We start from the raw sequence: 18,850 nt of genomic DNA, 5'->3' as shown, positions 1-18,850 counted from the left end.
GGACGGCATAAGTGACTTCCTACGAATACGGAACTGTGCTCGCCGCCACGGTCCCCGCACCGAGCATCGAGTACAGCAAGCTCTCGCCGATGCTCATCGTTTTCGGTGTCGCGGTGGTCGGGGTGCTGGTCGAAGCGTTCCTGCCCCGACCGTATCGGTATGCGACGCAGGTGGTGCTCGGGCTCGCCGGTCTGCTGGCGGCTCTGGTTGCCGTCGTACGCCTCTCGGGCACCAATGCCACCGCGATGGTCGGTGCGGTGTCGATCGACGGCGTCACACTGTTCCTGCAGGGCACGATCCTGGTGGTCTCGATCTTGGCGCTGCTGCTCATCGCCGAGCGTGACGCGCAGCCGCGCGCCGAAGGACGTTCCGGTCCCGGCACCTGGAGTCTGGCGGCGGCCACCGTCGGACGCAGCTTGGACGCGTTCACGCCGCAAGCCTCCGCGGTACCGGGAGGCGCGGGCGAGATGGCCGCCATCCGAGCGGGTGTCGCGACCACCGAGGTGTTCCCACTGACCATGCTCGCGATCGGTGGACTGCTGCTCTTCCCGGCGTCGAACGATCTGCTCACCATGTTCGTCGCGCTCGAGGTGCTGTCGCTGCCGTTGTATCTGCTGTGCGGGCTCGCCCGTCGCAAGCGGCTGCTCTCCCAGGAAGCGGCGCTCAAATACTTTCTGCTCGGCGCGTTCTCGTCGGCGTTCTTCCTCTACGGTGTTGCCCTGCTCTATGGCCAGGCGGGCACCGTCCGGCTCGGCGGTATCGCGGATGCGATAGCGCAGCATCCGGAGAACACCACCCTCGCCATGCTCGGTGTCGGCCTGCTCGCGGTCGGCCTGCTGTTCAAGATCGGCGCAGTGCCGTTCCAGTCCTGGGTGCCCGATGTATACCAGGGCGCGCCGACGCCGATCACCGGATTCATGGCCGCCGCAACGAAGATCGCCGCGGTCGGCGCGCTGCTGCGCCTGCTCCAGGTCGCGGTGCCCGGCCTGCGCGACGACTGGCGGCCGGTGCTCGCCGCCATCGCCATCGCCACCATGCTCATCGGCGCGGTCACGGCGATCACCCAGACCGACGTGAAGCGCATGCTCGCGTACTCCTCGGTTGCGCACGCCGGTTTCATTCTCACCGGCCTGATCCCCGGCACCGATGCCGGTGTCGCCGCCATCCTGTTCTACCTCCTGGCCTACGGCATCGGCACCGTCGGCGCCTTCGCCGTCGTCAGCCTCGTTCGGGACAGCTCCGGTACGGAAGCCACCGCCATGTCGCAGTGGGCCGGCCTCGGCCGCCGCTCCCCGGCCCTGGCAACGGTGTTTGCGCTCTTCCTGCTCTCCTTCGCGGGTCTGCCCCTGACCAGCGGCTTCGTCAGTAAGTTCGCCGTCTTCCAAGCGGCGGCCGCCGGCGGAGCCACGCCTCTCGTCCTCGTCGGTGTGATCTCCAGCGCGATCGCGGCCTTCTTCTACATCCGCGTCGTCGTGCTGATGTTCTTCACCGACCCGCCCGAAGCCGCCCCTGCGGCGATCACCCCCTTCCTGACCACCGCGGTCGTCACCTTCACCGCAGGAGCAACCATTCTGCTCGGCATCCTGCCCCAGTCGATGCTGGACATCGCCGAACGCGCGGCGACCTTCGTTCACTAGTCACGCACCGACCAGTACCGCCGCACAAGAAGTGCGGCGGTACTGCCGTGTTCGGGGCAGTTCGCAAACCGGGAAGGTCAGTGCAGGTATGAAGCTCCGTTGACATTCAACACCGCGCCCGAGGTCCAGGTCGCTTCCGCCGAGGCGAGATACCGCACCGCCGAGGCGATTTCCTCCGGCTCGGCGACTCGGCCGAAAGGGCTCTGAGCTCGGACTTCGTCGGTGACGCGGTGCACGACACGTTCGGTAGCCACGAAACCGGGCGCGACCGAGGCGACCGCGATGCCGTAGGGAGCGAGATAGACCGCCAGCGATTGACCGAGAGCGTGCACGCCCGCCTTGCTCGCGCCGTATGCGGGGTAGTCGGGTTCGCCGCGGAACGCGCCCCGGGAGCCGATATTCACGATGCGGCCCGCGACACCGCGGTCGATCATGTGTCGGGCCACGCAGTAGGAGACGTTGGCGGTGCCGAACACGTTGACATCCATGGTCGTGCGCCATGCCTGCTGCCAGTCCGCATAGCCGGTCTCCGCCAGCGGATGCGGGATGTTCACCGCCGCATTGTTGACCAGAACATGCACGGTGCCCAGCCCCGTGACGGCCGCGGCGACGATCGCCTCGACCTCCTCTGGTGACCCGACGTCCCCGCCCACAAGCACATGTCCCGTTCCCGGCAGCCCTCGCAACGTCTCCTCGGCATCGTCCTTGCCGGTCGCGTAGTGCACCGCCACCCGGTCGCCGTTTTCGGCGAACGCGTGCGCGATGGCCCGTCCGATCCCCCGCGACGCACCCGTCACCAACACACCACGACTCATTCGTCCATCACCATGCCCCCAGCCTGCCATCACGACTCGTCGTGTGCGTCGCCACGCCCCGGCGACCACGGCAAAACCGCATGTGATCGGTAGCAGCCCAGCATATTTGCCGGGCCGTGCGCGCCCGGATCGATGGCCCGCACTGTTGCGGCGTCGAGACAAACCTGACGGTCTTACTGCTAATGTGGGCCAGTCGTCGAGTTTCGGACGACTGGAAGGGCTTGCTTTGTTCGGTCGGTGATTATCGAAATCATCTGTCCTGCAGGGACTGTGAGACGACGATGGTGAGACTGTGGTTGGCCTCGCCAGAACTCCGGTCCTCGGCACTGATCTCTTTGCCGGGGTCACGATGGTCGGCAACTGCGAGGAAGGACTGAACGAAGCGATGTGGCGGGAGGCTGTAAGTCGATGATCGAAGCGCGCAGCATGCCGTCGAAACCCCGGCGAACCCCTGACCTCTCTCGACGCACGTGACCGAGGCGAATGCCCGCATTCACCGATTTCGTCGAGTTTTTGATCCATCGTCTGGAGTCACGCCTATGACCAAGCCGCACTCGCCGTTGTCGGCCGCGCCCAACGCAACCACGAACGGAACCTGCCCCGTCGCGCACGGCTCACCGATCCGTACCGATGGTCCCCGTGTCTCGCTGCACACTCCGGAATTCGCCGCCGACCCGCACCGTGCCTACCGCGAGATGCGCAGGCAGTACGGTTCGATGGTGCCGATGGAGCTGGCCCCGGATGTGCCGGCCACCTTGGTGATCGGCTACAACACCGCACTGCGAATCCTCAACGACCCGGAGCATTTTCCGGCCGACCCGCGGACCTGGCAGCAGCACGTGCCCGACGACTCCCCCATCAAGCCGATGATGGAGTGGTATCCGAACGCGCTACGCAACAGCGGAGCCGCGCACGCGCGCTATCGCCAGGCCTACACCGCGAGCATCGACGGAATCGACCTACACGCTCTACATTCCACGGTCGAAAAGGTCGCCGTTCCACTGATCAATACTTTTTGCGAGGCCGGTTCGGCCGATCTGGTGTCGCAGTATGCGTTGCCGCTGGTCTTCGAGCTGCTCAACCAGTTGGTCGGCTGCTCGACGGAGCTCGGACAGCGGGTTGCGACCGGAATGGCCGCACTCTTCGACACGGTCAACGCCGCTTGGGGCATGCAGACGCTCAGCGAGGCGCTGATGGAGCTGATCCATCAGCGCCGCGCCGAGCCCGGGGACGATGTCACCTCGCGGCTCGCGCACCACCCCGCCGAACTCGACGACACCGAAATGCTCTCCCAGCTGATCAGCTTCTACGGCGCCGGTATCGAGCCGCAGCAGAATCTGATCACCAATACCCTGCTGCTGATGCTCACCGACGACCGGTTCGGCGGCGAGGTCCTCGGCGGGAGCCTATCGACTCGCGACGCGCTCGATGAGGTGCTCTTCAACGACCCACCGATGGCGAACTTCTGCATGAGTTACCCGAAGCAGCCGATCCTCATCGAAAACACCTGGCTGCCAGCACATCAGCCGGTCCTCATCAGCCTTGCCGGCTGCAACAACGACCCCGAGATCCGCGGTGGCGACCGCACCGGCAATCGCTCGCATCTGGCGTGGAGTGCTGGGCCGCATGCGTGTCCGGCAAAGTCGGTGGCCTACATGGTCGTGCAGGACGCTATCGATCAGCTGCTCGACGCCCTTCCTGAGATGCAACTGGCCGTGCCGCAGGACGAATTGGTCTGGCGGCCGGGTCCTTTCCACCGGGCGATGGCCGCACTGCCGGTCGTGTTCCCCAAGTCCCCTCCGTTGAACCTGGTGTAAGGAGCGTCTGATGGAGCATGAACCGATAGTCCTGGACACAGCCGGTCTCGACATCCAAGGCGAGTCCGCCCGGATCCGCGCGCGCGGGCCGGTGGCGCTGGTGGAGTTGCCCGGCGGAGTGCCTGCGTGGTCGGTGACCGACGCTGTGGTGCTCCGTAGCCTGCTGGCCGACCCGCGGGTATCGAAGGACCCGCGGCAGCACTGGGCGGCGTACATGAACGGCGAGATCACCGAGGCGTGGCCGTTGCAGCCGTGGGTGGCGGTGGAAAATATGTTCACTGCATACGGCAGCGAGCATCGGCGGCTGCGCAAGTTGGTCGCGCCGGCGTTCACGCATCGTCGGACTGCGGCACTGCGGCCGCGGATCGAGGAGATCACCGAGAATCTGGTGGCACAGCTCGCGGCGACACCGCGTGGTGAGTCCGTCGACCTGCGTGCACGATTCGCCTATCCGGTGCCGATCCAGGTCATCAGCGAGCTGATGGGTGTGCCCGACCATCTCGGCGCCAGCATTCACAGGTGCGTCGACGGGTTCTTCGACACCTCCTTCACACCCGAGCAGGCGCAGGCCAACTACCTCGAGATGTACCAGCTCATCAGCGAACTGGTGGCCTACCGGCGCCAGAGGCCCGGCGAAGACATCACCAGCGTGTTGATCGCCACCCGCGACGAGGACGACGGCACACAGCTGACCGAGAAGGAACTCGTCGACACGCTGATGCTGGTCATCAACGCCGGACACGAGACCACGGTCAACCTGCTCGATCAGGCGATCTTCGCACTGCTGACGCATCCCGGGCAGCGCGCTGATGTGGTCGAGGGCCGGGTGCCCTGGTCGGATCTGGTGGAGGAGACGCTGCGCTATGAAGCGCCCGTCGCTCATCTGCCACTGCGTTATGCCGTCGACGACATCGACATCGACGGCATCCGCATCCCCAAGGGCGAGGCGATCCTCGCCTCATATGCAGGCGCGAGCCGCGACCCGAAGGTGCACGGCGCGACTGCCGACGAGTTCGACGTGCACCGCGCGACCAAGGACCAGCACGTAGCCTTCGGCCACGGCGCTCACCATTGCATCGGCGCTCCCCTCGCCCGCATGGAGGCCGCGATCGCGCTGCCTGCGCTGTTCAACCGTTTCCCCGACCTGCGTTTCGCTGTGGACCCGAAAGATCTGGCGCCGGTAGGCAGCTTCGTCTCCAACGGACATGCACAGCTGCCGGTCTACCTGGATTCAGCGGAGTAACACAGCGGCCAGTACTTGGCGGAGTTCATTCGCGGAATGACATAGGTGGCCGCCCGGGTCGGGTGTCCTCGGTGGCCACCGAATCCGGCCACAGCCGGCCCGGGCGATACCAATTTCTATGTCCGCCTGCTCATCACGCCCACAACACTTCACGCAACCGCGGGGCGAAGGCCGCCGGGTCCTCCACGAAACCGGTATGGCCGCCCGGAAAGAGCACGGGCTCGACCCCGAGCATCTCCCCCAACTCCTGCGAGGTGCGCTCACACAACTGTCCGGCGGAATCCGCGCCGAGACCGATCACGATGCGTGCGGCCGTCGCACGCAACGCCGCCGAATCGGGTTCCCACGAGGTGGTTGCGCGGAGCTCGTGCGCGAACCAATAACTCTCGCTTGCCTGCTGCCCGGGCTCGCGCTCCCCACCGAAGATCTGTTCGAGCACCGGCTCCGGCATCCGAATGTTGGCCTGCGCCATGAACTTCCGCCAGGCGCCCAAGGTATCGCCGCCCTGATGGGTGGCAATGATCTCTTCGGTTTTCGCCCGCTGCTCCGCGCGGTCGTCGAGCAGTGCGAGCAACGGCGGCTCGTGCGCAACGACCGTAGTGACCAGATCGGGCTGGGCTTGGGCCAGCGCCAGGGCGGTGACGGCGCCGCCGCTGGAGCCGAACACCACGGCCGGGCCCGCGCCGACGGAGGCGATCAGGCGGGCGAGGTCGTCGGCGCGCAACTCGGGGGTCGAGTCCTGTGTCGGGTCGTCGAGCAGGCTGCCCTGGTGGCCGCGCGGGTCGGTGGTGAGGACGGTGTGATCGGTGGCGAGCAAATCCGCCAGCGGCGCGAAGGCCGCCGCGTCCATGGGCGCACCGACCAGAACAACCAGTGGTCCGGTACCACGCAGCTCGTAATGCAGGCGGGCGCCGGGTACGTCGAGAGTGCCGGTAGTCGCGGGGGCGGTCGAAGTCGAGGTCATTGATTCTCCTGGTGGAGTAGTCCTGCAGGTCCATGAGTGTTGACTGTGGCCACGCCGAAAACTCATCGGTCGGTCGGATATCCCCTGGACAATGCTACTTGCACCTAGAGATATTAGGTTTTAACCTAGGAGTCCTAGGAAGGTAGGTGTGCATGTCCCCACGCGCCGGTCTCACGGCCGACAAGATCGTCCATGCGGCGGCCGATCTGGCAGACGAGGTCGGTTTCGACAACATCACCGTCTCGGCACTGGCACGGACTTTCGACGTCAAAGACGCGAGCCTGTACTCGCACATCAAGAACATCAAGGATCTGCGCCAGCGGGTGTCCCTCCTGGCCGCCGAGGAGAAGACGACCCTGATCGCCGCGGCGGTCGCCGGTCTCGCGGGCCGCGACGCGCTCGCCGCCTACGCCAACACCTGGCGTCGGTATGCACTCGCCCACCCTGGTCGCTACGCGGCGACCCAGATGCCGGTAGACCCCGCCGCGGCGACCGCCTCGCCGGGCCTGCGCCGGGCCATCGACCTGACCTACCGGATGCTGCGCGCCTACGGCCTCGACGAACCCGACCTCACCGACGCGGTTCGCCTGCTGCGCAGTACCTTTCACGGCTACACGAACTTGGAAGCCACCGGCGGCTTCGGGCACTCGCGCCCGACCGAGGCCTCCTGGGACCGCATCATCGACGCACTGCACATCGCACTCGAACAGTGGCCGTCGACCGACAACAAGGAGTAGAAGTAATGCGAAGCGAGACATTCAAGGTCCCCGGTGCGACCCTCTTCTACGAGATCCGCGGCAGCGGCCCGCTGCTGCTGATGCTGCCGGGCAGCGGCGGCGACGCCGCCATCTTCGACCAGCTCGCCGAGCCGCTCGCCGAGCATTTCACCGTCGTCGCCATCGACCCGCGCGGCTATTCACACAGCACTCTCGACGATCCGGAACGCGGGGATCTGACCGCCGAAGTGATGAGTGACGACGCCTACCGCCTCCTCGAACATCTCACTCCCGCAGGCGAAGACGCCTACGTCTTCGGCGGCAGCGGTGGTGCGGTCGTCGCCCTCGATCTGCTCGCGAAGCACCCCGAACGCCTTCGACTCGTCATCGCCCACGAACCCCCGATATTCGGAATACTGCCCGACGCGGCCGCACATCGCGCGTTCATCGAGGAGGTCTGCCGGCTGCTGCACACCAAGGGCCCCGCCGCGGCAGGCGCTCGGTTCGCGGCAGGGGTCGGCGTCACCATGAAGGGCTTCCCCAACCCTGACGACCTTCCGCCCCGCCCGGCCGGGTTGATTCGCCGGCTCTTGGCCAACGGACCAGTAATGATGGCGCACGAACTGCGACCGATCACCTCGTATCTGCCCGACGAGGCCGCGCTCGCGACCGTTTCCGACCGCCTCGTCCTCGGTGCGGGTGAGCTGACCCGCGGGAAGCTGCCGCACCGCCCGGCCGCTGCCCTCGCCGAAAACCTCGGTCTGCCGCTGACGATATTCCCGGGCGGTCACAGCGGATTCACCGACGAACCGGAGGCGTTCACACAGCTTTTGCTCGACCTGCTGCTGGGTGCCCGCAGCGCCACGAGCTGAACCGGCCGGGCCCACTGCAACAGCGGTGGGCCGGTCTCGGCCTAGGGTTGACGGTATGCGCGCCAACAAAGGTTTAACCTTCGGCATCTACGCCGCAAGCCAGGTAGGCACCAGCACCGGAGCCCCCGACGATGTCGCGGCGATCGACACGCTCGTCGCCGCGCTGCAGTCCGGCAAACCGTTCGTCGTCCGCGAGTACCTGCATTATCTTGGCGCCGAACCGGAGCCGGAACGCGTCGCGGTGGTGGATCCGGAACGTGAGCTGCGCGGTCTCACCCTGCCCGACGAGTGGTACGTGGACCAGCGCCGCCAACTCGATCTGGTCCTCAGCTATCTGCCGACCACCGCCGACATCCCGGGCTGGCTGGCCTTCATCGATCGCGCCATCCACCGCTACGGCGCGATCACTCGATTCCTGCAGATCACCCTCGAACCCAATTTCCCCATCCCCTGGATCGACGGCAGCTCACCCGCGGTTCTCGACGCACTCACCCACGGTATGGCCCACGCCCGCCGCGCACTGAACCGCCTCGGCCACACCCACGTCGAACTCGGATTCTCGGTGGCCGAACCGCCCGAATGGCTCGGCGGCGACACCGACTTCTGGCAGCACCTGTCCAAGATCCCCGCCGCGGACTTCGCCGACCACGTCGATTACGTCGGCCTCGCCCTCTACCCCGACGCCTTCTCCCCCGTCGCCCCCGCGGGGACACCAGGCAACCTCATCGAACTCACCGAACACGCCATCCGCCACCTCCGCGAAACCAGCCTCCCCACAGCACATCTGGATTTCGCACCACTGCACATTGCCGAAAATGGCAGCCCCACCGGACCGGACCGCTCCCCCCGCCACCAAGCCGACAGCCTCGAGCAGATGCTCGAAACAATCATCGACGCCGCGCCTGTTCACAACATCACCCACTACGAATTGTTCGGCCTACGCGACGCCGACTCCGCAGCCCCCGAACCCACCAACCAGCTGGGTATCACCACCGACGACTACCGCCCCAAACCCGCATTCACGCTGTACCAAACGTTGATCGACGAGCACTCGCTACCCTGATAGGAACTATCTTTCGCGTTCACTCGCAACAGCCGCGACCAACCCCTCCAGGTTGTCCGCCGCAACACCCTGTTCCTGCTCGACGCTGACCCGGGCGGTCACAAGTCCGGCTGGGACTGTGGATCTAAGGGTGTTTCCGGCCTGATTCGCTGAACAAGGTTCAGCGGGAAGGTGCCGTGATGACGACACTCGATGCCGTGGCGAGGAAGAAGAGGCCGGAGGCCTCGGCGGCGGAGCTGGCAGCGGCGCCGCTGGTCCAGATGGCCAAAGAACAGGGCTTGTCCCTGACCGGGCCGGATGGGCTGCTCGAACAGTTCACCAAGACGGTCCTCGAGACCGCGTTGAACGAGGAGATGACCGAGCACTTGGGTTTCGAGCCGAACAGGCTCCTGAGGACCGGGACTCGGGCAACGTGCGCAGCGGGACCAGGGCGAAGACGGTGCTGACCGAGACGACCGGGCCGGTGCCGATCGAGGTGCCCCGCGACCGCGACGGCAGTTTCGAGCCGCAGATCGTCCGCAAGCGGCAGCGCCGGTTGACCGGGGTCGATGAGATCGTGTTGTCGCTGTATGCGAAAGGACTGACCACGGGCGAGATTTCGGCGCATTTCGCCGGGATCTATGCGGCATCGGTGTCGAAGGAGACAGCCTCGCGCAGCACCGACAAGGTGGTCGCGGAGATGCAGTCGCGCGCGACAGGCATGATCGGGCCGTGCTGACGATCATGCCCTGACCTGAGAGCGCACAACATCTCCGCGGACGGCAGAGCCGCAGCCAACAACGTCGTCAGTCTGCCGCGGGGCGCTGCACACGCACGCGCCCCCGCGACTATCACTCGCGGTAACTTCTCGATGTGCACGGCCGAACTAGGGCCCGAACTTCGGTCCGCGGCCAGAAAGCAGGCGGGTGCGGTGGTTACGAGGATCCGGCGCTGCCGGTGGGGAGGAGCATTCTCCACGGCCAGAACGCGTCGCCCGAGCCGGTGGAGTCCCGGCAGAATCCTTCGTGACAGGTGAATGGTCCTTGGACGTCGGTAGCCGTCGAATCGGGAGGACCGCCGACGAGAAGGCTTGCCATGGCGAGAGCGGGCGCGGCGACGGAGAGTGCGAGTCGAGCACGCACGTGGTTGGACATATCCTGTTCCTTTGAAATACCTTGTGGGCAAGGTGATCCGGAGATTTTTGGAAGGGTTGGCGCGGTTTATCGTCCGCCGAGTCCGGTGGTGGCGATGCCGCGGAGAAAGGCTCGTTGGGCGATCGCGTAGACGATGACCAGCGGTAGCAGGATGAGCATCGCCGCGGCCATGAGCACGGGCCATTTGGATACGTATTGGCCCTGCATCCATACCAGGCCGAGGGTGAGGGTGCCGATGCTTTTGCGTTGCACCATCACCAGGGGCCACAGGAAGTCGTTCCAGACGTTGACCCAGGTGAGTACGGCGAGCACCATGGCGGCGGGTTTTGCGTTGGGTAGCAGGATCCGCCAGTAGATCTGCCAGGGCGAGCACCCGTCGAGGACGGCAGCCTCCTCGAGATCCTTGGGCAGCGTGCGGAAGAACTGCCGCATGAGGTAGGTGCCGAAGGCGCTGCCGAACAGGCCCGGAACGATCATCGCCCACGCCGTATCCATCCAGCCGAAGGCTCTCATGAGGATGAACTGCGGGATGACGGTGACCGTGAGCGGGACCATCAGCGTGGCGAGGTACAGGACGAACAGGGTGTCGCGGCCGGTGAACTGCAGTCGGGCGAACGCATATCCGGCCAGCGAACAGAAGAACACCTGACCGACGGTGACGGCGCCGGCGTACACCACGGTGTTGAGCAACATCCGCCAGAACGGCATCAGCGTGAACACGTCCGCGTAGTTGGACCATTGCGGATGCGCGGGAAGCAGAACGGGCTCACCGACCTCGGCTTCCTTTTTCACCGAGCCCGACAACGCCCACAGGATCGGAAACAACGCACACCAAGCCGCCGCGATCAATGCGGTATAGAGCGCGACGCCGCGGACGACGCTGAGCTTGATCCTTCGTTCGGTCGACCCAGCCATCAATCCTCCAGAGAGTACTTGCGCGACAATCGCAACTGCAGCACCGTGAGCACGAGCAGGATCGCGAACATCACCCAGGCCAGTGCAGAGGCATAGCCGAAGTCCAGGAACGCAAAGGCGTGCTGGAACAGCATGATTCCGAAAACGTAGGTTCCGGTCTCCGGTCCGCCGTGGCCGCCGGTGAGCACGTAAACCTGGTCGAATGCCTGGAAGGCGTTGATGACCGAGATGACCACCACGAACGACAGCACGCCGCGGATCAGCGGCACCGTGATGGAGAAGAACCGCCGTATCTCTCCGGCGCCGTCGATTCTGGCGGCCTCGTACAGCGATTCCGGCACATCTTGCATCGCGGCCAGCAGGACGACGATGGCGAACGGCACGCTCTTCCACACGCTGACCAGACACAGCGAGACCATCGCCCACGTCGGGTCGACCAGCCAGGGAACCGGACCCAACCCGATCCAGCCGAGCATGATGTTGAGCAGCCCGCCATCTGTGTTGAACACGAACTGCCACACCACGGCCATGACGACCGATGAAACAGCCAGGGGCAGAAATAGAATCGTCCGGAAGATGCCGATACCTTTGATCTTCCGATTCAGCATCGCCGCCACGACCAGACCGATCACGACTGTCGGCACGAGTGTTCCGAGGGTGAAGATCACCGTGTTGCGCAACGCGATGAAGAACAGCGGGTCCGCGGTCAGCAGGGTACGGAAGTTGGTCAGCCCGACGAACTGCGGCGGCGTGAAAAGGTCCCATTTCTGCACACTCATATACAGCGAGAACCCGAGCGGGAAAACCATGAACACCGCGATCGCCGCCAGGTTCGGTGCGATGAACGCCAGCCCCCACCGCCGGCGGCGTCGAGCCCGCGCTCGGCGCTCCGCCGATTCCGCCGGAGTGGGGTCCGTGGTGATAAGTTTCGCGAGCAGAGTCATGGTTTGCGCAGCACCTCATCGACGTCGCGGGACAGGCCGGTCTTCAATGAGGTCGCGGGCTTCGTTCCGCGCAGCACAGGCCCGAAGCTGCGGTCCATCAGTGCGTCGATTTCCTCCCATACCGGGGTGACCGGGAGGTAGCCCGACTGGGCCGGACCGTCCGTGAGCACCGCGAGGTTGCCTACTCTGGCATGGGCTTTCGCGAATCCCGGCGAGTTCACCGCGGACCTCAGTACCGGCACGAAAAGGCCGGATTCACCGATGAGGGCTTGGCCGACCGGCCCGGTCACGAACTTCACGAACTCCCACGCCTGTTGTTTTCGGGGACTGCTCGCCGCGATGGCCAGTCCGGTCGTTCCGATATTCGAATGGGCGCCTCGGCCTTTCGGACCGGCGGGCAGCACCGTGACGTCGAGATCCAAACCGTCGGCGTGGGTGAACGTGCCGTAGCGCCAGTGTCCCCCCATTGCCATGGCGGCCTTGCCCAGCGCGAACATGTCCATTGTGGACATGGATTGTTTGTCGACCGGCGTCGGCGCCACCTTGTGCTTGTTGGACAGGTCCGCGTAGAACTGGACACCGTCGAGGAAGGCGTCGTCGTCGAAATTGATGTGCGCGGGATTCATCCGCGGGGTCGACCACGGCGTGCCGTTGTTCATCCCGAACAACCCTGCCGAGTAGTACGGCACCCAGGTATCGACGAAACCCCATTGGGTGACCTTCCCGGATCGGTCCCGTTTGGTCAGAGCCCGCGCGGCGGCGAGGAACTCGTCGAAGTTCCACGGCTGATCCCACCGCGCCGGCGGCGGCTTCAGCCCGGCGTCGGCGAACAGCTTCTTGTTGTAGAACAGGAAGTTCCCCGACCACTGCTCTGGGAACGCATACTGTCCGCCCTCGAACTGGAACGTTTCGTACAGTGCGCCGACGCTGTCGGTCTTCAGCTCTGCGGCGAACGCCGGATCGGAAGCGAGCATGGTGTTCAGATCGAGCAGCACCCCCCGGTCCGCCAGCCCGGCATAGGTCAACTCCCACGCCATCAGCACATCCGGGCACTTGCCGCCCGCGCAGAACGTCGACATCTGCTGCATCGGATCGGGCCCGGACAACACCGTACGCACGCTGATCTCGGGACGCCGACGCTGAAATTCGTCGATGATCTTCATCCGGCCCTTCACCTCTTCCGGATTGGCCTGGAAGAAGAACGTCAGCGCATCATCGTCGTCGTCACCACACGCCGCCGCTGGCAGCGCCCATGTCGCGACACCCAACGCGCCGGCACCACGAAGAAAACCTCGCCGCCCGAACGACTTGTCGAACATGTGGCTCCTGGATGTCCGTGACAACCGGTCATATATAGCTACCCACTTCGCGTCCCGCTGTTTAACGTACCGCTATATCGCGGCATATCTCAATGCATGTCAGCGCTGCCGAGCCACCTCCGGTCAGCCCGGCCGGAGGGCCGCATGCGCGGTACGTCAACGACCACACGCTCGTTCGTGACGACACCGGGCGGTGGCATCTGTTCGGGATCACCCACCCTCCAGGGCACAACCCTCCGTAGTCACGATGTTTGTTGCCCCCAGTCAGTGGCGGTCATCATCCTGTCGACCGGCGGCGAGCCATCGTTGGTGGCGAAGATCCAAACTTCACTAAGGATTTCACGCACCGGAGTCTTGGACCATGCGGTCCTAGATCTGGCCGATAGCCAGGTCGAGCGCGCCGAACCGGCGCCCGCGCGCCTTGAGTGCGGTGACAGGCCGCCGGCATCGGCCTCGTGCCGGTCGCCGACAATAGGCAACCAATGGTTGCGCAATGGCCGATGGCCGACTAGCGTGATGCGCAACCAAACGTTGCACATAGAGGAAGTGGGATGAGTATGGAGTACGGCAGCATCGAACGAGAGATCCACGTCGACGCCTCGCCCGAGGTGGTCTTCGAGGTCGTCAGCAGCCCTGAGCACATTTCGCAATGGTGGACCGACGATGCCGAGATCGAAGCGACTCCCGGCGCGGTCGGTGAGCTTGTCTGGGGTGACAGGGTGGAAGTCGTCCCGATCACCGTGGTGAACGCTGAGCCGCCTCGATTGTTCTCGTTTCGCTGGTGCTATCCCGAGGGCAAGGTCGACGACTCCGCCAACTCGATGCTGGTCACCTTCGAGCTCACCCCGTCGGGCACCGGGACCAAGATTCGGCTCACCGAGACCGGGTTCCGGGAGATGGGCTGGGAGGCCGCGAAATTGGAGGAGCAGTACCGCGAACACAGCGTCGGTTGGGACACCTTTGTTCCCCGACTCGGAGAGTACCTCGCGCGGCTGGTGTCGACCCCGTGATCGGCGCCGTCGACGACGACCTGTGGTCCGCGGTCGGGGATCCGACCCGTCGGCGGATGCTCGACCTGCTCCTGGCCGACGGCGATGGCACCGCTACCAGCCTCAGTGAGCGGCTACCGGTGACACGGCAGGCCATCGCGAAACATCTCAGCGTGCTCGACCGCGTCGGCTTGGTGTACGCCACGCCCGCCGGGCGAGAGAGGAGGTACCGAGTGGACGAGGCGCAACTTGCTCGTGCGGTCGCACAACTGTCCTCGGTGGGGGCGGCGTGGGACGCCAGGCTCCGACGCATCAAGCGGATCGCCGAAGCGATTCAGCGCGAGAAAGACCAGCGCGGCGTATAGCCGTGAATTCATTTAGATCCTACGGGAATCAGCACTGGAAAGAGGAATCGAAAATGGTGGACATCCTGCACAGGGTTGGAATCACATCGGCTCCGGCCGAGGTCTACGCGGCCTTGACCACCACCGAGGGGCTTGCCGACTGGTGGGCGACCAACACCCGAGGTGAAGGCAACGACGTCGGCGGTGTGCTCCAATTCCGGTTCAGCGCCGGTGGATTCGACATGAAGGTCCTCGAGCTCGTCCCGGACAAGCGCGTGCTGTGGGAGGTGGTCGATGGACCCGAAGAATGGATCGGCACACATGTGAACTGGGACCTTGATCAGGTCGACGACTACACCATCGTTCTCTTCAAACACGAAGGCTGGAAGGAGCCGGTGGAATTCATGCACCACTGCAGCACCAAGTGGGCGGTGTTTCTGATGAGCCTGAAGTCGCTGATCGAAACCGGGAAAGGCGCTCCGGATCCCCACGATGTCCAGATCAGCGACTGGCACTGACGGTCCGCTCGAATCGGAAGGAAATCCGGGGTCTCGCACGCCGGAGTCACGACAGCACCTCCACCGACAGCATCGCTGCCGGTGGAGGTGGCGTCATGCAGCGGCCCCGAATACCCGATCGATCGAATTGACCCCTCGCTCGATGCAGCCAACACCGCCATTCCGTTTCAGCGAACCTGTTGCTGCCCACCGCCGGTTGCGCTGGGTAGGATCTCGCTCTCGGATTCGCAGACGCGCGTGACGGGATGGTCGGCGGCCTTGAAGTCGCACGCACCCTTGGCTGTGAATGGTTCGACGAGCTGGGCGAGGTAGCCGACGGGGTAATCGGGTTTGGCGGCCATGCCGAAGTCGGCGCTGCTGAACTGGCGGGCGGGATCGTAGCTGTAGGTGCGCAGCAGATGGTCCCAGATGAGGGTGAACAGGCCGAAGTTGACATCGCCAATGCCTGCCCATTTGAGGTGGTGGAATCGGTGGCCTTCGTTGAGGGCGAGGATGTACTTGAACGGGCCGACGCGATAGTCGGTGTTCGAGTGCTGCAGCAGCAGCTGCACCGCGACCGCAAGAGACAACGCGGAAGCGACCGGGACCGGGAGGCCGACCACCACGAGTGGAGCGACCCCTACGGCCATTTCGATCATTTGGTGCAGGGGGTGTTTCATCAGCCCGTTGAGCCCGTAGAACCGGGTGACGCTGTGGTGCACAGCATGAAACCGCCACAGGACACCGATTTTATGGCTCGCGTAATGGGTCAGGGTAATACCGAGGTCGGCGACCAGGATCGCGATCAGTACCTGGGCGACGAAGGGCCAGCTGCCACGCCAGATCCCCGCACCAGGAACGAGGGCAGCCAGGGCCGGGATGACTGCAACGCTGGCAAGGATGAGGGTCTCGTTGACGAAGGTGTGGGCCGTATCGCGGCCGACGTCCCCGCTGGGAGTGTTCCAGCTCTTGCGATAGGGCAGGACGCGTTCGGCGGCGAATGACAGCGCGATGGCAGTGCCGAGCAGGGCCAGCAGCCATAGTTTGTCGGCGCCGCTCGCGGCTAGAGCAACGCCGAGACCGTTGATGCCCAGCAGCATCAGCGGTGCATAGCCGTAGCGGATAAGGGGGCGGGCAATCGTTGACATGGGTTCAGCGTCGCCGCCGTACCCTGGCGGGGGCTTGTAGAAATCAGCTGACCTGCGCTGGAGGTGGGGGCCGCCAGCCGCTGGCGATGAGGGCTTCGGTGGGGGTGATGCCGAACAGGTCACGGCAGGTCTTGGTGAGGTGGGCGCTGTCGGTGAAGCCCGCGGCATGCGCGGCGTCGGTGAGTGAGCCGCCCGCACGGACGCTGTTCACGGCCAGTTGCAGCCGGGTCCAGCGCCGCCACGCCGCATACGGTAGCCCGACTTCGGCGGCGAACAGGTGCGACAGACGGCTCGGAGACATCGCCACCGCCGTGGCGAGCGCACCCAGCGACGGCGGGCCACCTGGAGTCGTGGCAGCTACACGCAGCGCCTCGGCCACCACCGGATGCGAGGACCGTCGCGGTGGTGGGGGTGTCGAATATCGTAGCGGCAGTGGCGGTGTGGATCGCGGTATGGCGGCGGTGATCCAGCTCGACACCTCGCCAGGAGGTAGGCCGTTCAGTCGAGCCAGGGCGGCGCGGCCGGTGCTGCTGCCCGAGTCGAGGTAGGCAAGGAATCCCGTGGTGGCTGGGGTGGCGCGGACTTCGTGGCGGGCCCCGGGTGGGATGATCGCCACCTGAGCAGCGGCGGTGTGGCCCGTGGTGTCGGTGAGTGTCAGCGCGCCCGCGGTGACCAGAAGGACCTGGATAGCGGCGTGAGAATGTGCTGCGGTGTCACCGATTTCACCGGTGAACGCCATCAGCCCAGGAGTGAACACCACCCCACCGAGCCACCGCGGCACGCTCACCGCTGCTCACTGCAACAGGGCAGGCGCGCGGCGTTAAGCAGAGTGAGGGCGGCGCCGGCCCAGAACACAGACGACATTGCGTGAGTGTAGGCATCGGCGGCCGTCCCGAGCAGCGGCGTCGGGGTTCGGGCCACCTGGAGGCGCTTTGTCGAGATCAAGGCGCGACGTCAGGAACGCTTGAAAAAAGACTAAGACCATGTCTCATGTGGATGATTTGGCCTTCGCGAGTTTCTTGTAGCCGGTCAGCGCTGCGGCGAGGGTGAGGAAGCCCAGGAAGTGCGTGGCCTTGCGGTCATAGCGAATGTTGAGCCGGTGATAGCCGGTCAGCCAGGAGATTGTTCGTTCGATGACCCAACGGTGGCGGCCGAGGCGGTCGCTGGATTCGATGCCCTTGCGGGCGATCCGGACGCCGATACCCCGGTCACGGACCCATCGGCGCAACTCGACGTGGTCGTATGCCTTGTCGGCGTGCAGTTTTGCCGGTCGGCGGCGGCGTGGCCCGCGCCGCGATCGTACCGCGGGGATCGCCCGCACGAGCGGGCGTAGCGCTTCGGCGTCGTTGGTATTGGCCGCCGAAATACCCACGGCCAGAGGGATTCCGGCGCGATCAGAGAGCACGTGGATCTTCGATCCGGACTTACCTCGATCGACCGGGCTCGGGCCGGTCATATCGCCCCTTTTTTCGCTCGCACCGACGCCGCGTCGATCACCGCCCGCGACCAGTCGATCAAGCCCTCGCTGCCCAGCTCGTCCAGCACCGCGCGGTGTAATCGCCGCCAGAGACCGGCCTTGGTCCGGGCGGTGAACCGGCGATGCGCCGTCGGGACGGTGACCCCGAACGAGGCGGGCAGCATCCGCCACGCACATCCGCTGGTCAGCACGAACACCACGGCGGTGAACACCTCCCGCTCATCGACCGGCGCGGTACCGCCACCCTGCGAGCGGGTCTCGAACTTCGGCAACAAAGGCTCCACCAGCGCCCACAACCCATCCGGCACCAGACGGTGCGACAGATCATCGACCACGACCAGACATCATGCGGCACAACCGGTTACGACACACCTCGAACGAATGACAACGACGTGAGACACGGCCTAAAAGCGCTGCAAGAATCCGGAAGAATTGATGGTCGACTTGTCGATTGGGCTACTCACCTCAGGAATATCGGCAACGAGGGCGCACACGATCTCGACTTCGAGCCCGATCGGGAGGAAGCTCTCGATTCACAGGCGTTGCTCGAGGGCGTAGTCAGATATGTCTACATCGACCAAGCTCGTTATGAAGATGCCAAGCGCCGGTGGGAGTACCGACGCCTTCCCGCTCTGGATATCACCTACGAGATCAGCCAGTACCAAAACGGATGTCTGGTTCTCACGATTGTGAAGCCGCCTGAAGCGGTGGACCAACAGAATGACGATGGTAAGCGGGCAATCGGGGGCTGGGTTCATCACAAGATCGGGTTCACGCGACCGGGTGAAGTTCCGGGCATCGAAAGCAGGATCTGGGCATCGTGCCGAACGACAACCACCGTGTGGTTGCAGGTCCGGAACTTTCGGGTCGGAAGCTGGAACAAGGTGCTTGTCGACACGCCTCTGGGGCACTGCAACGCCGACGTGCACAACGATGAGCCGCCCTTCTGAATCTTCG

The 18,850-nt window shown here is 65.0% G+C and carries 18 protein-coding genes and 1 pseudogene; 11 read left to right on the top strand and 8 right to left on the bottom strand.

Going from position 1 to position 18,850, the window contains the following annotated elements:
* Nucleotides 1-11 precede the first annotated feature (11 nt).
* The gene (gene nuoN, locus ACLMAL_RS32115) at nucleotides 12-1,637 is read left to right on the top strand and encodes an NADH-quinone oxidoreductase subunit NuoN (RefSeq protein ID WP_412002499.1); all 1,626 of its coding nucleotides are present in this window, start codon (nucleotides 12-14) and stop codon (nucleotides 1,635-1,637) included.
* Between the two features lie 77 nt (nucleotides 1,638-1,714).
* Here nuoN and ACLMAL_RS32110 read toward each other — a convergent pair whose 3' ends face one another.
* The gene (locus ACLMAL_RS32110; protein WP_412002498.1) at nucleotides 1,715-2,452 is read right to left on the bottom strand and encodes an SDR family NAD(P)-dependent oxidoreductase; all 738 of its coding nucleotides are present in this window, start codon (nucleotides 2,450-2,452) and stop codon (nucleotides 1,715-1,717) included.
* A 539-nt stretch (nucleotides 2,453-2,991) separates the two neighbouring features.
* On the opposite strand from ACLMAL_RS32110, the gene ACLMAL_RS32105 reads away from it, so the two are divergent.
* A complete protein-coding gene (locus ACLMAL_RS32105) occupies nucleotides 2,992-4,269 on the top strand; it encodes a cytochrome P450 (RefSeq protein WP_412002497.1) in 1,278 nt (425 codons plus the stop codon).
* Nucleotides 4,270-4,279: 10 nt separating this feature from the next.
* On the top strand, nucleotides 4,280-5,512 hold the full coding sequence (locus ACLMAL_RS32100; RefSeq protein WP_412002496.1) for a cytochrome P450 family protein: 1,233 nt from the start codon (nucleotides 4,280-4,282) through the stop codon (nucleotides 5,510-5,512).
* Nucleotides 5,513-5,645: 133 nt separating this feature from the next.
* On the opposite strand, the gene ACLMAL_RS32095 is transcribed toward ACLMAL_RS32100, so the two are convergent.
* Nucleotides 5,646-6,476: an alpha/beta fold hydrolase gene (locus tag ACLMAL_RS32095; RefSeq protein ID WP_412002495.1), complete on the bottom strand. Its 831-nt coding sequence runs from the start codon at nucleotides 6,474-6,476 to the stop codon at nucleotides 5,646-5,648.
* Nucleotides 6,477-6,628: 152 nt separating this feature from the next.
* Between ACLMAL_RS32095 and ACLMAL_RS32090 the strand changes: the two genes are divergently transcribed.
* The 4 genes and pseudogenes from ACLMAL_RS32090 to ACLMAL_RS32075 form a co-directional block, all read left to right on the top strand.
* Complete coding sequence (locus ACLMAL_RS32090) at nucleotides 6,629-7,213, top strand: TetR/AcrR family transcriptional regulator (RefSeq protein ID WP_412002494.1); 585 nt, start codon at nucleotides 6,629-6,631, stop codon at nucleotides 7,211-7,213.
* 5 nt (nucleotides 7,214-7,218) lie between these two features.
* Nucleotides 7,219-8,064: an alpha/beta fold hydrolase gene (locus tag ACLMAL_RS32085; protein WP_412002493.1), complete on the top strand. Its 846-nt coding sequence runs from the start codon at nucleotides 7,219-7,221 to the stop codon at nucleotides 8,062-8,064.
* Between the two features lie 55 nt (nucleotides 8,065-8,119).
* Nucleotides 8,120-9,127, top strand: coding sequence for a hypothetical protein (locus ACLMAL_RS32080; protein WP_412002492.1), 1,008 nt, complete (start codon nucleotides 8,120-8,122; stop codon nucleotides 9,125-9,127).
* Between the two features lie 176 nt (nucleotides 9,128-9,303).
* Nucleotides 9,304-9,809: pseudogene (locus ACLMAL_RS32075) on the top strand (transposase); the annotation flags it as partial.
* Nucleotides 9,810-10,326: 517 nt separating this feature from the next.
* On the opposite strand, the gene ACLMAL_RS32070 reads toward ACLMAL_RS32075, so the two are convergent.
* The 3 genes from ACLMAL_RS32070 to ACLMAL_RS32060 are packed head-to-tail and all read right to left on the bottom strand — an operon-like array spanning nucleotide 10,327 to nucleotide 13,438.
* Nucleotides 10,327-11,175 carry a carbohydrate ABC transporter permease gene (locus tag ACLMAL_RS32070; protein WP_412002491.1) on the bottom strand — a complete coding sequence of 283 codons (849 nt, stop codon included), beginning with the start codon at nucleotides 11,173-11,175 and terminating at the stop codon, nucleotides 10,327-10,329.
* Nucleotides 11,175-12,119 (bottom strand): carbohydrate ABC transporter permease, encoded by a 945-nt coding sequence (locus ACLMAL_RS32065; protein ID WP_412002490.1) that lies wholly within the window; start codon nucleotides 12,117-12,119, stop codon nucleotides 11,175-11,177. Before ACLMAL_RS32065 ends, ACLMAL_RS32070 begins: the two co-directional genes overlap by 1 nt.
* A complete protein-coding gene (locus tag ACLMAL_RS32060) occupies nucleotides 12,116-13,438 on the bottom strand; it encodes an ABC transporter substrate-binding protein (protein WP_412002489.1) in 1,323 nt (440 codons plus the stop codon). The genes ACLMAL_RS32065 and ACLMAL_RS32060 overlap by 4 nt, the downstream gene beginning before the upstream one ends.
* 551 nt (nucleotides 13,439-13,989) lie before the next feature.
* Here ACLMAL_RS32060 and ACLMAL_RS32055 point away from each other — a divergent pair.
* The 3 genes from ACLMAL_RS32055 to ACLMAL_RS32045 are packed head-to-tail and all read left to right on the top strand — an operon-like array spanning nucleotide 13,990 to nucleotide 15,289.
* Nucleotides 13,990-14,448, top strand: coding sequence for an SRPBCC family protein (locus ACLMAL_RS32055; RefSeq protein ID WP_412002488.1), 459 nt, complete (start codon nucleotides 13,990-13,992; stop codon nucleotides 14,446-14,448).
* Entirely contained in the window at nucleotides 14,445-14,792 is a 348-nt protein-coding gene (locus tag ACLMAL_RS32050) for an ArsR/SmtB family transcription factor (RefSeq protein ID WP_412002487.1), read from the top strand. Before ACLMAL_RS32055 ends, ACLMAL_RS32050 begins: the two co-directional genes overlap by 4 nt.
* Nucleotides 14,793-14,845: 53 nt before the next feature.
* Entirely contained in the window at nucleotides 14,846-15,289 is a 444-nt protein-coding gene (locus ACLMAL_RS32045) for an SRPBCC domain-containing protein (protein WP_328402418.1), read from the top strand.
* Nucleotides 15,290-15,456: 167 nt separating this feature from the next.
* Here ACLMAL_RS32045 and ACLMAL_RS32040 read toward each other — a convergent pair whose 3' ends face one another.
* The 3 genes from ACLMAL_RS32040 to ACLMAL_RS32030 form a co-directional block, all read right to left on the bottom strand.
* Nucleotides 15,457-16,416 (bottom strand): sterol desaturase family protein, encoded by a 960-nt coding sequence (locus tag ACLMAL_RS32040; RefSeq protein WP_412002486.1) that lies wholly within the window; start codon nucleotides 16,414-16,416, stop codon nucleotides 15,457-15,459.
* Between the two features lie 43 nt (nucleotides 16,417-16,459).
* A complete protein-coding gene (locus ACLMAL_RS32035; RefSeq protein WP_412002485.1) occupies nucleotides 16,460-17,203 on the bottom strand; it encodes a helix-turn-helix domain-containing protein in 744 nt (247 codons plus the stop codon).
* A 201-nt stretch (nucleotides 17,204-17,404) separates the two neighbouring features.
* A protein-coding gene (locus ACLMAL_RS32030; protein WP_412002484.1) for an IS5 family transposase occupies nucleotides 17,405-18,228 on the bottom strand; the annotation gives its coding sequence in 2 pieces (ribosomal slippage) (nucleotides 17,405-17,878 and nucleotides 17,881-18,228; 822 coding nt in all).
* A 57-nt stretch (nucleotides 18,229-18,285) separates the two neighbouring features.
* Between ACLMAL_RS32030 and ACLMAL_RS32025 the strand changes: the two genes are divergently transcribed.
* On the top strand, nucleotides 18,286-18,843 hold the full coding sequence (locus ACLMAL_RS32025; protein WP_412002483.1) for a DUF4145 domain-containing protein: 558 nt from the start codon (nucleotides 18,286-18,288) through the stop codon (nucleotides 18,841-18,843).
* The last annotated feature ends 7 nt before the right edge of the window (nucleotides 18,844-18,850 follow it).

Origin of the sequence: Nocardia sp. CWNU-33, from assembly GCF_046764895.1 — a bacterium.
Taxonomy (GTDB): domain Bacteria; phylum Actinomycetota; class Actinomycetes; order Mycobacteriales; family Mycobacteriaceae; genus Nocardia.
Note: the sequence above shows the minus strand (reverse complement) of the source record. Positions and strands in the feature narration are given on the sequence as shown.

What these genes read in the sequence shown, in the direction of transcription:
- ACLMAL_RS32110 (WP_412002498.1), bottom strand. Translation starts at nt 2,452, where the DNA reads ATGAGTCGTGGTGTGTTGGTGACGGGTGCGTCGCGGGGGATCGGACGG.
- ACLMAL_RS32105 (WP_412002497.1), top strand. Translation starts at nt 2,992, where the DNA reads ATGACCAAGCCGCACTCGCCGTTGTCGGCCGCGCCCAACGCAACCACG.
- ACLMAL_RS32100 (WP_412002496.1), top strand. Translation starts at nt 4,280, where the DNA reads ATGGAGCATGAACCGATAGTCCTGGACACAGCCGGTCTCGACATCCAA.
- ACLMAL_RS32095 (WP_412002495.1), bottom strand. Translation starts at nt 6,476, where the DNA reads ATGACCTCGACTTCGACCGCCCCCGCGACTACCGGCACTCTCGACGTA.
- ACLMAL_RS32090 (WP_412002494.1), top strand. Translation starts at nt 6,629, where the DNA reads ATGTCCCCACGCGCCGGTCTCACGGCCGACAAGATCGTCCATGCGGCG.
- ACLMAL_RS32085 (WP_412002493.1), top strand. Translation starts at nt 7,219, where the DNA reads ATGCGAAGCGAGACATTCAAGGTCCCCGGTGCGACCCTCTTCTACGAG.
- ACLMAL_RS32080 (WP_412002492.1), top strand. Translation starts at nt 8,120, where the DNA reads ATGCGCGCCAACAAAGGTTTAACCTTCGGCATCTACGCCGCAAGCCAG.
- ACLMAL_RS32070 (WP_412002491.1), bottom strand. Translation starts at nt 11,175, where the DNA reads ATGGCTGGGTCGACCGAACGAAGGATCAAGCTCAGCGTCGTCCGCGGC.
- ACLMAL_RS32065 (WP_412002490.1), bottom strand. Translation starts at nt 12,119, where the DNA reads ATGACTCTGCTCGCGAAACTTATCACCACGGACCCCACTCCGGCGGAA.
- ACLMAL_RS32060 (WP_412002489.1), bottom strand. Translation starts at nt 13,438, where the DNA reads ATGTTCGACAAGTCGTTCGGGCGGCGAGGTTTTCTTCGTGGTGCCGGC.
- ACLMAL_RS32055 (WP_412002488.1), top strand. Translation starts at nt 13,990, where the DNA reads ATGAGTATGGAGTACGGCAGCATCGAACGAGAGATCCACGTCGACGCC.
- ACLMAL_RS32045 (WP_328402418.1), top strand. Translation starts at nt 14,846, where the DNA reads ATGGTGGACATCCTGCACAGGGTTGGAATCACATCGGCTCCGGCCGAG.
- ACLMAL_RS32040 (WP_412002486.1), bottom strand. Translation starts at nt 16,416, where the DNA reads ATGTCAACGATTGCCCGCCCCCTTATCCGCTACGGCTATGCACCGCTG.